Here is a 12,320-nt window from a genome sequence, read left to right as displayed (position 1 = left end):
CTTATTGTTTGAACCCCAATAAGCCAACTTTCCAAAATATGCTAAAAGGTTAAGTGGATTTCATCGAACTCAGGTTAATTAGACTAAACTCAATCCTTAAAATAATATTACTTTTTATATTAATTTAAATATCAATAAGCTATAGAAATATAACTCACAGCTGCTTGAGCAAAATTATTGCTCAGAAAACTCTACAATTAATCGTTTTTAAGACTTAAATTATTACCTTTAACACTTAAAAATCCACTTATTTTTGACTATAGATGTTTAGATTTAAAGAATTTAAGTTAAGTATATGTCCTCAAGTTTAGCTTAAATCTGAGCGCATAGGCTTTTTAACAAAAAATCTGTATCATTGGTACATTCCCCATTTTAATTTAACTTCAGTCAAAGCGACTAAAATGATTTGAGAGTTCTATGCGTCAATATTTAGACCTTTTACAACACATCCTCGACAATGGTGGCGACAAAGGCGACCGTACAGGCACAGGAACACGTTCTGTATTTGGTCATCAAATGCGCTTTGATCTTTCCAAAGGTTTCCCCTTATTAACCACCAAAAAAGTTCATTTTCGCTCGATTGTGATTGAACTGTTGTGGTTTTTAAAAGGCGATACCAACGTTCAATATTTAAAAGACCATAAGGTCAGCATTTGGGATGAATGGTCAACTGCTGAGCAAACTGCACGTTTTGGCCGTCCTGAAGGTGAGTTAGGTCCGGTTTATGGTCACCAATGGCGTAATTTTGGCGCGACCAAAAATACAGACAATAGCTATAATGCTGATGGCTTTGACCAAATTCAATGGCTGATTAACGAAATTAAAACCAACCCTAATTCACGTCGTTTAATCGTGTCGGGTTGGAATCCAAACGAAGCCGGTCAAGTGGCGCTACCGCCTTGTCATACCTTGTTCCAATTCTTTGTGCATAACGGCAAATTGTCATGTCAGTTGTACCAACGTAGCGCGGATGTGTTTTTAGGCGTGCCGTTTAATATTGCCAGCTATGCACTATTGACGCATATGATTGCACAAGTCTGCGATTTAGACGTCGGGGATTTTGTATGGACAGGTGGCGATACACATTTATATGCCAACCATTTTGAACAAGCACAATTACAACTTAGCCGTGAACCTTTAGCTTTATGTCAATTAAAGCTTAATCCTGAAATTAAAGATCTATTTGATTTTAAGTTTGAAGATATTGAAATTGTTGGCTATGCGTCACACCCTGCTATTAAGGCACCGGTGGCCGTTTAAGTTAAATATTTACTCTATCTACAACATCCCCCTTTCTTATGGGGGGATTTTGCATTTTAATAGGCATAAATTTTGATTCTTCTATTGGGATATTTTGGGCATGGCATTTCAAGATTTAGAAGTGGTACACGTGGTGGCAATGGATCAGCAGCGCTGTATTGGTCAAGGAAATGACTTGCCATGGCATATTTCTGCCGACCTCAAGCATTTTAAAGAAATCACCCAAGGTGGTGTGGTGGTGATGGGACGCAAAACCTTAGAATCGATGGGGCGCACCCTACCCAAACGTATCAATTGGGTGATTACTCGTGACCGTGAATGGCAATTTACAGGCACTAAAGTTGCGTATTCTATTGAAGATGCCTTAAGCCAAGCTGTCGCTGATGTCAAAGCGTCAGAGAAACCAAACAGCATTTTTATTATTGGCGGCGGTGAAATCTTTACACAGACCTTAGCAATTGCCGATCGTTTAGAGCTCACTCATATTGAATTAGATGTACAAGGTGACGCGCATTACCCTGCCATTCCTGCTGAATTTAAAAAGGTTGCTTCTGAGCAGCATGTTGATGACACAACAGGGATTGCATTTGAATTTGCAACCTATCAAAAATAAACTTTTGGCTTAGATCATGATGACAGCATCTTTAAAACGCATCTTAGCTGTTTTGTTGCATATAAGCTTTAGCTTAAGCGTCGTGCTGTCATCATTGTGGTTATGTCTGGCCATCTGGATACAGCAACCTTTAGGTCGTGTTGCGTCTTATGTCTTCATTATCGTATGGATTGCCTTTGCCTTAAGTGTGCTTGGCATGTATGCCACGCATTGGTTAGGCCGTAAAAAAGATGTATTGCTGTATATGCTGGGCTTATTGCTAGGTGTAGTTTGGTATTTTTCATTGTCACCTGAGCAAAATCGCCAATGGAATCCTGAAGTTGCACGTTTACTTTACTATGAACAACACGGCAATTTGGTCACCTTACACAATGTGCGAAATTTTGCTTGGCAAGCCGATGGCAGCTACGTTGCGCGTTGGGAAAGCCGCACTCTTGATTTAAGCCAAATTTCAGCGGTAAATATGATTACCTCTTATTGGATGGGACCCAAAATTGCCCATACTTTGGTGAGTTTTGATTTTTATAACAGCGCCCCCATTACGTTTTCCATTGAAATTCGCAAAGAACAACATGAAGATTTTTCTGCCTTAGGTGGTTTTTTTCGTAAATTTGAACTCAGCCTTGTAGCAGCCGATGAAAACGACATTATCTACACACGTAGTAATGTACGTGGCGAACAGGTGTATTTTTTCCTTATTAACATGCAAGCTCAGCAACGACGCGCATTGTTTGAACAGTATCTAAGTAAAGCCAAGCAATTACAAAACACCCCAAAGTGGTATAACACGTTAACCAGCAACTGCACCACGTTGGTGTTTGATATGGTGCAAGCAGCGACCAATCAAAGCTTACCTCGCGATTATCGTTTAATTGCTTCGGGCTATTTGCCCAATTATTTACATGATTTAGGGGTAATAGATCCCCAAATTGACATGGCAACGTGGTACAGATTAGCGCACGTGAATCCTAAAAGCCGTGGCCAAATACTCAGCAGCCAAGAATATTCAGCTTTGTTGCGCCAAAAGGTCACAACCCCTTAATTTTTGTAAATTATGCTTACAGTCAGCCATTTTTTGCATAAGATAAGATGAATTTAATGACAATAAGAGTATCACTCATGCTAAAAAAATTATGTACCGTTGCCCTATTAGGCACAAGCCTTGTGCTTGCTGCATGTTCAACCACACCTGTACAACCCGGTCCATCTGAAACCATCACCCAAAGCAATTTAATGCAATTGCAGCATGGCACATGGATTTTAACCCATATTGGTACAATGCAAGTCACTACTAAGCCAAGTACAAACAACATTCCAAGTTTGCAATTTGCTAAAGATGGTCGTGTATCAGGTGCAGATGGCTGTAATCGTCTTATGGGTGGTTATACCGCAGGACGTGAAACATTAAGCTTATCTCAATTGGCCAGTACTCAAATGGCATGTATGGACAAAAACTATGTGCCACAAAAGTATGTAGAAGCGTTGGGTAAAGTGACCCATTATGTGGTGTATAACAAAACTTTAAAACTCACCGACAAGAGCGGCAATGTGTTATTGCAATTTAGCAGTGCAGTGCAACCACGCTAAGCGTTAAGAATTGTTAAAAAGAGCCTGCAATAGCAGGCTTTTTATGCATTTAAACCCAAGCGAGATTGTAGTTTTTAGCTTTCCCTTTATATTAAAGTTTATAAATGCAAAAAATTTAGGGAATACAATATGCAACAGGCTTTATTTGGCGGTGGTTGTTTTTGGTGTGTAGAAGCGGTGTTTTTACGCTTAAAGGGTGTTACCAAAGTCACTAGTGGTTATGCTGGTGGTGATGTAGCAAACCCAAGCTATGAACAAGTTTGCACAGGTGAAACTAATCATGCCGAAGTATTGTTGGTAGACTTTGATGAAACGCAAATCAGCTATGCACAATTACTTGATGTATTTTTTGCAACTCATGATCCAACCACATTAAACCGTCAAGGTGGTGATATCGGTACGCAATACCGCTCGGTGATTTATTATTTTAATGATCAACAAAAGCAATTATCCGAAACAATGATTGCTGAACTCCGCACTGAAGGCTTAGATATTGTGACAGAGCTCAGCCCTGTACCCACCTTCTACCCTGCCGAAGAATACCACCAAAACTACTTTGCCAAAAACCCAACCCAAGGCTATTGTAACTTTGCCATTCCACCTAAACTGTTAAAACTGCATAGTAAGTTTGCGCATTTAATGCGTGACTAACCAAAAAAGGACTGCCGAGCAGTCCTTTTTTATTGACAAGTTTAAGCTTTAACGTAAGTGCTCCAGACAAAGTCTTGGCTTTGACCTTCAAGCGTCATTTTTAGCTGATCATTGGCTTGTAATGCCCCTACACCTGCCGGTGTACCTGTCATGACCACATCACCGGGCTGCAAACTAAAGCTTTGGCTAATATCAAGCAACAGCTCTGCAATACTAAAAATTAATAAGCTTGTATCACCCACTTGACGCACTTGTTCGTTAATTTCAAGCTGATACTGTACCTGATCCCACGCCTTAATTTCTGTTGCATCTACCCAATCACCCAGTAAGCAAGCACCATCAAAGGCTTTAGCACGCTCCCAAGGCTGCCCCTTGGCTTTGAGCTGATCTTGTAAATCACGTAAAGTTAAATCTAAACCCAAAGTGACTGCTCCAATGGCAGCTAACGCTTGTGCTGCATTGCTCACTTGACTTAAAGGCTGATCAATACGCAAACATAACTCACATTCATAATGACAACTGCCTAAAGCTTGATTCCAAGCAATACCATCAGCCAAAGGCGTTAAGCTGCTGGGAGGCTTTAAAAACAGTACAGGCTGATCAGGAATCGCATTACCAAGTTCGGCTGCATGCGCCGCATAACTGCGCCCTACACAAACAATCTTTGATGGTGATAAAGACATATACAACCCCTTATTTATTTTTTATTAAAGCTATTGCTAAATAATGCATGCTCATGAGCATCACGTAAGGCACGTTTTGGCACAATCACCACCATACGGCTTTTTAGCTCTAGCATATAGGTGAGTTTACCTTCGGCAAAATTTGCCACTTCATGATAATGTAGAGTTTTAGTCCCACCATTGGCAAAAATTTCTGCATAATCTTGATACAGATCTAAACCTTGCTCGCTTTTACCAAATTGATATTTGACAAATTGACGCTTAAACATCATCGGTAAAAACCAATAACGCATTAACAGTTGTAACACCAAGAAAAATGCACCAAGCGCCACATAATAACGCCCTACGCCATCGAGGCCTAAATATAAGCCCCAAACCAAAATTGCCACACAAACCAATGGGGTAATAAAACGGGTAATTTGCTTTTTACCAAAGGTTGCCAAAGCAAATCCATCTTGGGATTCTTCTAAAGTTAAATAATAACGAAGTGAGAGACTCGATTTGCTGTCAGACATAAGCGCATGAACACATAATGAAATAGCACAAATCTTACACCATATTGCATGGCTTGTTGATGCTTGTCGTGTATAGAACATACAGACGTAAAAAAACCGCATCTAAGTGCGGTTTTTTAAGAATTCTTATCAAGATTGGTGCGCTCAGAGAGATTCGAACTCCCGACCCCTTAGTTCGTAGCCAAGTGCTCTATCCAGCTGAGCTATGAGCGCGACGTCTTGATGAGTTGCATTATATATAAGTTTTTAGCTTTGTTAAGCCCTTTTGCACAAAACTACGTTTAACTGCACACATAACATTCAAATTGAGTTTTTTAAGCTAAATTTTGAGCAACAGGTTGTAATTGTTGCTTGCACCCAGCGCACAAACTAACCTTTTCACCCAAACTTAAGTGGATAAAATCATTCACGACGCCTTCTAAATTTTGTTGGCAGCTAAAACAGGCTTTGTCAGATACATAGATCACCAGATCAACATGTTGATACACATGCTGACCATCGCTGTAACACACCACGCTTAAATTTTGTTTCGGAAACATTACTTGCCCCCTGCTTTTTTTATCAGCATAGATCGTATGCATCTGGTATGCCTATACGACAATCGTCCTAATAGGCAGTTTCACAGTCAAAAAACATAAATTTCAAGCACAAAAAAACCGCTATAAAAGCGGTTTAATGTTCAAGTTGGTGCGCTCAGAGAGATTCGAACTCCCGACCCCTTAGTTCGTAGCCAAGTGCTCTATCCAGCTGAGCTATGAGCGCGTAACTTGTGTCGTCTTTACAGACTGCGTTTTACTTACTTATTGGTGCGCTCAGAGAGATTCGAACTCCCGACCCCTTAGTTCGTAGCCAAGTGCTCTATCCAGCTGAGCTATGAGCGCGGTATAAGTAAGTTGGCGGTGAGAGAGGGATTCGAACCCTCGATACAGTTGCCCGTATGCATCCTTAGCAGGGATGTGGTTTCAGCCACTCACCCATCTCACCGTAACGTGGTGGCAATATTATAGAGGAAGAGGATTTCATGCAAGCCCTAAAAGTAAAAAAAGCTAAAAAAATCACTTAACAAGCTACTTTTTGAGCACTTTTAATAAAAACCCTCATATTTCGTATATAAAACACACGTTTATCAAAAAAAACCAAGTCAAAACACAATATTCATGCCAATGACGTGCAGTCTGCCACGGGATGTCTTATGCTAAAGCAATCTACTGATAAGAAACTGAAGATATGATGAAAACTTGGGTCGATCCAGAAGCAAAGGCAGAAGCCGAACGTTATGACAATCCCATCCCTAGCCGTACTCTAATTTTAGAAACGGTTAGCCAACTAAAAACGTCACAATCACATGCTGATCTTGTGGAACATTTTGAAATCGCCGATCAAAAAAGTATTGATGCCCTGCAACACCGTTTAATTGCAATGGTACGTGATGGTCAGCTCATGAAAGATGGGTTTAAATTCCAAATTGCTGCTGAACAACCGACCCATGAAGCCACTGTCTATATCAATAGCAAAGGTTTAGGTACTGCCAATATTAGCGGCAGTGATGATTTGTTGTTGCCTGAACGTGAATTACGCCAAGTGTTTAATGGCGACCGTGTAAAGGTGCGCCAAACCTCAGTCGATCGTAAAGGTAAGCCATGGGGTTTTGTGACCGAAGTCTTGCAACATCGTGTTAAGCAAGTGATTGGTAAAGTGTCGATGTACGATGGCGAATACTTTGTGCAGCCAAGTGCACCCAATAGTCATCAGCCAATTACTCTAGAAAAAGAGTTAATTGAACATGCCAAAGTCAATTTAGGCGATTCAATTCGTGTGGCGATTGACACCTATCCGACGAAGGAAGAATTTGCAACCGGCCATATTGTGCAATCGATGGCGGATAAATCCGACACCGAAATCATTATTCCACAAACCATTTTAGAATTTGGTTTGCCGTATGAATTCCCTGATGAAGTGGTTAAAGAAGCCGAAAGCTTTAAAGAGCCAACTGAAAAAGACCGCGAAGGCCGTATTGATTTACGTGATTTAGCCTTAGTCACCATTGATGGTGAAGATGCGCGCGATTTTGATGATGCAGTTTATGCTGAAAAACGTCCGGGTGGCGGTTATCGTGTGGTGGTTGCCATTGCTGATGTAACGCATTATGTACGTCCGGGCAAGCCACTGGATGATGAAGCAATCGAACGTGGTACATCGGTTTATTTCCCACACTTTGTATTGCCAATGCTACCTGAAGCGCTGTCGAATGGTTTATGTTCGCTTAATCCAAACGTAGACCGCTTGTGTATGGTGTGTGACTTAAAACTCTCGCGCGCAGGTCGTGTTACGAGTTATGAATTTTACCCATCTGTGATGCATTCAAAAGCTCGTTTAACTTACGATCAAGTGGCACAGTATTTTGATGGTGATAGCACGGCGCTCACCGAAGACCGTAGCGTTCGTAAGTCACTCAATACCTTATTCCAATTGTATCAAGTGCTTAAAGGCTTACGTGCAGAACGTCATGCTATGGAATTTGAAACTGTTGAAACTTACATGACTTTTGATGAACTTGGTGGAATTAATGAAATTTTGCCACGTAGCCGTAACGACGCGCACAAGCTGATTGAAGAATGTATGTTGTTGGCCAACGTGGCGGCAGCAGAATATGCACTCAAAAATGAAGTGCCTATGCTGTACCGTATTCATGAGCCACCTGAGTTTTCACGTATTCAAAAAGTGCGTGATTTTGTCAAATTGTTAGGTTTACCATTCCCTGAACAACCCACCCAAGCTGACTATCAAGCAATCATTGATGCCACTAAAGACCGTATTGATGCGCCAAGCATTCATGCCGTGTTATTGCGCTCGATGATGCAAGCCTATTATGGACCAAATAACGCTGGTCACTATGGTTTGGCCTATGACGCTTATACTCATTTTACTTCTCCAATTCGTCGTTATCCTGACTTATTGTTGCATCGTGCCATTAAAGCACATCTCAAAAATAAACCATCGCCATTATCAGGCGCTGCATTAGATGAGGCTGGTACACATTTTTCAGCCACCGAACGTCGTGCTGATGAAGCATCACGCTCAGTGACTACATGGCTTAAATGCCATTATATGCAACAGCATATTGGTGAAGATTTTGTAGGTACCATTTCGGCGGTGGCTGAATTTGGCCTATTTGTGACGCTTAAAGATTTATACGTTGATGGCATGATTCATGTCAGTCAATTAGGTGATGATTATTTTGTTTATGATCAAATGAGTCAAAGCTTGATTGGACAAAATCATGGTCAAAGTTTTAGCTTAGGCGATGAAGTTAAAATTAAAGTGGCCGGTGTCAATCTTGAAGAACGTAAGATTGATTTTGAACTGCTACAGCAATTGACGCATGCTGGACGTCCTGTGCGTAGCCGTGCGCCACGTAGTTCAGCACCACGCGCGGCCACACGCACTCCTCGCCCTATGATGACTGAACAGACCTTTAGTGAGCGTCCAAACGTCAGTGATGCAGGCGACGATGGTGAACAGCCCATTAAAAAGAAAAAAGCCAAAAAGCCCAGTTCCTACAGCAAAAAGCCTGTTAAAAAACATGCAGGAAAATCTGAAGCAAAGGCTAAAGATAAGCTAAAGAAAAAGGCTAAAACAAAAAAGAAGAAATCCAACGCCAAACCACAAACTGACTAAATAAAAAGAGCGCTTCGGCGCTCTTTTTATTTGCCAAAACAAAATCCTTGACTAAATTTTTCAAGTGTATATCTTTTGCACTTTTATCTAGGGGGCAAATCATGAAAAAATTTATAACACCATTATTAGCTATTACTATTTTCATGACATCAGGGTGCGCAACCATTTTTAATGGAAGCAGTCAAACTGTAAATATTCGAAGTAATGATGCAGATGCAAAAATCTATGTAAACGAAGAATACATGGGTAAAAATCAAGCTGCTTATACCTTCAAGAAAAAAGAAAACTATGTGATTAAAGCTGAAAAAGCAGGCTGTAAGACAACTACAATTACAGCACAAAAAACCTTTGACCCAACCACCTTATTAGGTGTTTTTATAGATTGGGGAATCTTTTCAATTTTAGTTGTTGATGGTGCGGCAACTGGTGCATGGCAGAAATTTGATAAAACCAGTTATGTCATTGACCCAGACTGTTAATCTTAAAAGGAGCGCTTCGGCGCTCTTTTTCTCGGCTTTATGCTTGATTTTCCGCTCAACAAGCCCTACATCTAGTACTAAGATAAAATAGAGCAATCCAGATATGACACTCCAACAGGCCACCCTGCCAGTTCCACAATTTGACCAAATCAGCCTTGAACAATTACAACAACAGATTGAAGATGCAATCGCTCAAGGCCAAGCATTTTTACAAAATTTAAATCAGGTGCCTGATCAGCAAGCGGCTCGCTTAAACACGCTTGAGCAACTCGATACGCTTGAAAATAATATGAGTGAAGCATGGGGCGTGTTATCGCATTTAAATGCAGTGATGAACAACAGCCAAACACGTGAGGTCTACCAAGCTTTACTGCCTAGTTTAAGTGCTTATTATACTGAACTGGGGCAACACACTGTGTTGTATCAAACCTTTCAACACGTACACGATGCCAGTGAATATAGCGACTTAAGTGCGGCACAGCAAAGTGCCATCCGCCTAGCTCTACGTGATTTTAAACTCTCAGGTGTAGCCTTAGAGGGCGCAGCAAAAAAACGCTATGCGGAAATTTCTGCTCGCTTATCGCAATTGTCCTCTGATTTTTCTAATCATGTCTTAGATGCCACACAAGCCTATTTTAAAGCCTTGTCTGAAGATGAGCTTAAAGGCTTACCTACCAGTAGTGTTGAGTTATTAAAACAATATGGTCAGCAACGCGAACTTGAACAAGCTGTTGCAACGCTGGATTTTCCATCTTACTTGGCGATTATGACCTATGCCGAAGATCGTGCGCTACGTGAAACCCTATATAAGGCCTATACCACACGTGCCTCAGATCAAGCCGAACAGCGCGAGTTTGATAATACTGAAGTGATGCAAGAGATTTTAAGCTTGCGTCAAGAAATGGCCGCTTTGCTTGGTTTTAATAACTATGCAGAATTATCACTGGCCAGCAAAATGGCACCTGATGTAGCAAGTGTACAAACCTTTTTGGCTGAATTGGCTGAACACGCTCGCCAACCCGCAACCGAAGATATTGCCGCACTCAAAGCCATTGCTGCGGCTGATGGCGTGGTTGAGCTTCAGCCATGGGATAGCACCTTTTATTCTGAAAAACTCAAAGTCGCGCAATTTAACCTGTCTCAAGAGGCACTTAAGCCTTACTTCCCTGCACCTAAAGTACTACAGGGCTTATTTAGCATTGTAAAACGTTTATATGGCGTAGACATTATTGAGCGTCAAGCACCGGTCTGGCATACAGATGCACGCTATTTTGAACTTGAAGATCAAGGTCAAGTTCTCGGTGGTTTTTACTTTGATTTATATGCACGTAGTGGCAAACGTGGTGGTGCATGGATGAGTGGTTTCCGCTCACGTATGCAAACCCAACATGGCTTACAAAAACCAATTTGCTATATGGTGTGCAACTTTACGCCACCTGTAGGTGACCAACCTGCTTTGCTTACCCATGATGAAGTGATTACCTTATTCCATGAATTTGGACACGGCTTACATCATATGCTGACCGAAGTGGATAATATCTCTGTGGCCGGTACACATGGCGTGGCATGGGACGCAGTAGAGTTACCAAGCCAATTTATGGAGTTTTGGGCATGGGATCAAGAAAGCTTAAGCTTACTCAGTGAACATATTGAAACCAAGCAACATTTGCCAAGCGATTTGCTCAAAGCCTTGTTAGATGCACGCTTCTTCCAATCAGGAATGCAAACCTTACGTCAAATTGAATTTGCTCTATTTGATTTAAATATTCATGCCACCAGTCCTGCTTTAGACGCACAAGGGATTCAAAGCACCTTAGATCAGATTCGCGCGCAATTTAGTGTAGTACCAAGCGTCGCTTATAACCGCTTCCAACATAGCTTTAGCCATATTTTTGCTGGTGGCTATGCCGCGGGTTACTACTCATATAAATGGGCTGAAGTATTGGCCAGTGATGCTTTTGATCGTTTTGAACATGAAGGGATTTTTAATACCCAAACGGGTCAAGAATTCCGTCAAGCAGTGCTTGCAGTGGGGGGGCGTGACAGTGCCTTAGAGGCCTTTGTTAATTTCCGCGGTCGTGAACCGAAAATTGATGCATTATTACGTCATCAAGGTTGGACGAATAACGCCTAAGTTGCGTAAAATAGTGGCAATTTTTTAGTCTACAGTGAGTATCATCATTATGAAGCGTCGTTTTATTGCAGGTGCTAAATGTCCATGCTGTGAAGCCCAAGACCGTATTGTGATGCTCACCACAGCCGATGCTGAATGGATCGAGTGCATTGAATGTGACTATTCAGAGAATCGCCCAACCGAAGTGCTTGAACCTGAAGTGCCTGCGGTGGCCGATGAAATTGGCGTGATTCAATTTAAACCACGTAAAGCTTAAAAACCATGCCAAGTAAGCCGCGTTATGCAGCCCACTTAGTTTGGCTGATTGCAAGCGTACTTGTCGTAATCACGGTTGCGATAAGTACTTATTGGCTGTTGCCTGAACAACCCAGTACGCCGTTAGATCCATCTCAAGCTACACTAGCTCAAACCACCTCTAGCAGCTCCAATTTGGCTGCCTCAGAGGTATTTGTGCCCACTCCAAATAAAGTATTGGTCGATGAAGATCTATTACAACAAGACTTACCTGAAAACATCAGTTTAATCAAAGAAGAAATTGCCAAACAAGACGATATTCAACAGCAATTGCAGCAACAAGAAAAGATGCTACAGCAGCAAAACCTTAGCGCAGATGAATTAATTCGCCTTAAACAGCAGCAAATTGAATTGCTCGAACAACAACTCAATGATCAACAATCTGTAAACCCATCTTGATGATACGTTACACTGTTAGATTAGCCA

The 12,320-nt window shown here is 41.4% G+C and carries 13 protein-coding genes and 4 tRNA genes; 10 read left to right on the top strand and 7 right to left on the bottom strand.

Translation table 11 applies throughout. The features are described 5' to 3' along the window. Positions 1-417 precede the first annotated feature (417 nt). The 5 genes from thyA to msrA all read left to right on the top strand — a co-directional run bounded on the left by thyA (position 418) and on the right by msrA (position 4,111). Complete coding sequence (thyA, locus tag Q0Z55_RS02500; RefSeq protein WP_297423785.1) at positions 418-1,260, top strand: thymidylate synthase; 843 nt, start codon at positions 418-420, stop codon at positions 1,258-1,260. Between the two features lie 100 nt (positions 1,261-1,360). Further along, complete coding sequence (locus tag Q0Z55_RS02495; RefSeq protein WP_297423784.1) at positions 1,361-1,873, top strand: dihydrofolate reductase; 513 nt, start codon at positions 1,361-1,363, stop codon at positions 1,871-1,873. A gap of 16 nt (positions 1,874-1,889) precedes the next feature. Next, complete coding sequence (locus tag Q0Z55_RS02490; RefSeq protein ID WP_297423782.1) at positions 1,890-2,915, top strand: DUF4105 domain-containing protein; 1,026 nt, start codon at positions 1,890-1,892, stop codon at positions 2,913-2,915. Positions 2,916-2,992: 77 nt separating this feature from the next. Beyond that, the gene (locus tag Q0Z55_RS02485; RefSeq protein WP_297423781.1) at positions 2,993-3,460 is read left to right on the top strand and encodes an META domain-containing protein; all 468 of its coding nucleotides are present in this window, start codon (positions 2,993-2,995) and stop codon (positions 3,458-3,460) included. A gap of 129 nt (positions 3,461-3,589) precedes the next feature. Then, a complete protein-coding gene (msrA, locus tag Q0Z55_RS02480) occupies positions 3,590-4,111 on the top strand; it encodes a peptide-methionine (S)-S-oxide reductase MsrA (RefSeq protein WP_297423779.1) in 522 nt (173 codons plus the stop codon). Positions 4,112-4,152: 41 nt separating this feature from the next. Here msrA and Q0Z55_RS02475 read toward each other — a convergent pair whose 3' ends face one another. The 7 genes from Q0Z55_RS02475 to Q0Z55_RS02445 form a co-directional block, all read right to left on the bottom strand. Then, positions 4,153-4,794: a fumarylacetoacetate hydrolase family protein gene (locus Q0Z55_RS02475; protein ID WP_297423777.1), complete on the bottom strand. Its 642-nt coding sequence runs from the start codon at positions 4,792-4,794 to the stop codon at positions 4,153-4,155. Between the two features lie 14 nt (positions 4,795-4,808). Next, positions 4,809-5,309 (bottom strand): YcxB family protein, encoded by a 501-nt coding sequence (locus tag Q0Z55_RS02470; RefSeq protein ID WP_297423776.1) that lies wholly within the window; start codon positions 5,307-5,309, stop codon positions 4,809-4,811. Positions 5,310-5,445: 136 nt separating this feature from the next. Beyond that, a tRNA-Arg gene (locus Q0Z55_RS02465) sits at positions 5,446-5,522 on the bottom strand. A gap of 101 nt (positions 5,523-5,623) precedes the next feature. Next, a complete protein-coding gene (locus tag Q0Z55_RS02460; RefSeq protein WP_297423775.1) occupies positions 5,624-5,848 on the bottom strand; it encodes a hypothetical protein in 225 nt (74 codons plus the stop codon). Positions 5,849-5,994: 146 nt separating this feature from the next. Beyond that, a tRNA-Arg gene (locus Q0Z55_RS02455) sits at positions 5,995-6,071 on the bottom strand. A gap of 42 nt (positions 6,072-6,113) precedes the next feature. Beyond that, positions 6,114-6,190 (bottom strand) — tRNA-Arg (locus Q0Z55_RS02450). 13 nt (positions 6,191-6,203) lie between these two features. After that, a tRNA-Ser gene (locus Q0Z55_RS02445) sits at positions 6,204-6,293 on the bottom strand. Between the two features lie 243 nt (positions 6,294-6,536). On the opposite strand from Q0Z55_RS02445, the gene rnr reads away from it, so the two are divergent. The 5 genes from rnr to Q0Z55_RS02420 all read left to right on the top strand — a co-directional run bounded on the left by rnr (position 6,537) and on the right by Q0Z55_RS02420 (position 12,293). Further along, positions 6,537-8,987, top strand: a complete 2,451-nt coding sequence (gene rnr, locus Q0Z55_RS02440; protein WP_297423773.1) for a ribonuclease R — start codon at positions 6,537-6,539, stop codon at positions 8,985-8,987. A 101-nt stretch (positions 8,988-9,088) separates the two neighbouring features. After that, complete coding sequence (locus Q0Z55_RS02435; RefSeq protein WP_297423770.1) at positions 9,089-9,466, top strand: PEGA domain-containing protein; 378 nt, start codon at positions 9,089-9,091, stop codon at positions 9,464-9,466. Positions 9,467-9,569: 103 nt separating this feature from the next. Further along, positions 9,570-11,600, top strand: coding sequence for a M3 family metallopeptidase (locus Q0Z55_RS02430; RefSeq protein WP_297423768.1), 2,031 nt, complete (start codon positions 9,570-9,572; stop codon positions 11,598-11,600). Positions 11,601-11,649: 49 nt separating this feature from the next. Continuing rightward, positions 11,650-11,856, top strand: a complete 207-nt coding sequence (locus Q0Z55_RS02425; protein WP_297423767.1) for a YheV family putative zinc ribbon protein — start codon at positions 11,650-11,652, stop codon at positions 11,854-11,856. A 5-nt stretch (positions 11,857-11,861) separates the two neighbouring features. Further along, complete coding sequence (locus Q0Z55_RS02420; protein ID WP_297423765.1) at positions 11,862-12,293, top strand: hypothetical protein; 432 nt, start codon at positions 11,862-11,864, stop codon at positions 12,291-12,293. Positions 12,294-12,320: the final 27 nt, after the last annotated feature.

The organism is uncultured Acinetobacter sp., from assembly GCF_947626835.1.
Taxonomy (GTDB): domain Bacteria; phylum Pseudomonadota; class Gammaproteobacteria; order Pseudomonadales; family Moraxellaceae; genus Acinetobacter.
The sequence above is the reverse complement of the archived record's forward strand: the minus strand, read 5'-3'. Positions and strand labels throughout refer to the sequence as shown.

What these genes read in the sequence shown, in the direction of transcription:
- rnr (WP_297423773.1), top strand. Translation starts at nt 6,537, where the DNA reads ATGATGAAAACTTGGGTCGATCCAGAAGCAAAGGCAGAAGCCGAACGT.
- Q0Z55_RS02435 (WP_297423770.1), top strand. Translation starts at nt 9,089, where the DNA reads ATGAAAAAATTTATAACACCATTATTAGCTATTACTATTTTCATGACA.
- Q0Z55_RS02430 (WP_297423768.1), top strand. Translation starts at nt 9,570, where the DNA reads ATGACACTCCAACAGGCCACCCTGCCAGTTCCACAATTTGACCAAATC.
- Q0Z55_RS02475 (WP_297423777.1), bottom strand. Translation starts at nt 4,794, where the DNA reads ATGTCTTTATCACCATCAAAGATTGTTTGTGTAGGGCGCAGTTATGCG.
- msrA (WP_297423779.1), top strand. Translation starts at nt 3,590, where the DNA reads ATGCAACAGGCTTTATTTGGCGGTGGTTGTTTTTGGTGTGTAGAAGCG.
- Q0Z55_RS02485 (WP_297423781.1), top strand. Translation starts at nt 2,993, where the DNA reads ATGCTAAAAAAATTATGTACCGTTGCCCTATTAGGCACAAGCCTTGTG.
- Q0Z55_RS02420 (WP_297423765.1), top strand. Translation starts at nt 11,862, where the DNA reads ATGCCAAGTAAGCCGCGTTATGCAGCCCACTTAGTTTGGCTGATTGCA.
- Q0Z55_RS02460 (WP_297423775.1), bottom strand. Translation starts at nt 5,848, where the DNA reads ATGTTTCCGAAACAAAATTTAAGCGTGGTGTGTTACAGCGATGGTCAG.
- Q0Z55_RS02470 (WP_297423776.1), bottom strand. Translation starts at nt 5,309, where the DNA reads ATGTCTGACAGCAAATCGAGTCTCTCACTTCGTTATTATTTAACTTTA.
- Q0Z55_RS02425 (WP_297423767.1), top strand. Translation starts at nt 11,650, where the DNA reads ATGAAGCGTCGTTTTATTGCAGGTGCTAAATGTCCATGCTGTGAAGCC.
- thyA (WP_297423785.1), top strand. Translation starts at nt 418, where the DNA reads ATGCGTCAATATTTAGACCTTTTACAACACATCCTCGACAATGGTGGC.
- Q0Z55_RS02490 (WP_297423782.1), top strand. Translation starts at nt 1,890, where the DNA reads ATGATGACAGCATCTTTAAAACGCATCTTAGCTGTTTTGTTGCATATA.
- Q0Z55_RS02495 (WP_297423784.1), top strand. Translation starts at nt 1,361, where the DNA reads ATGGCATTTCAAGATTTAGAAGTGGTACACGTGGTGGCAATGGATCAG.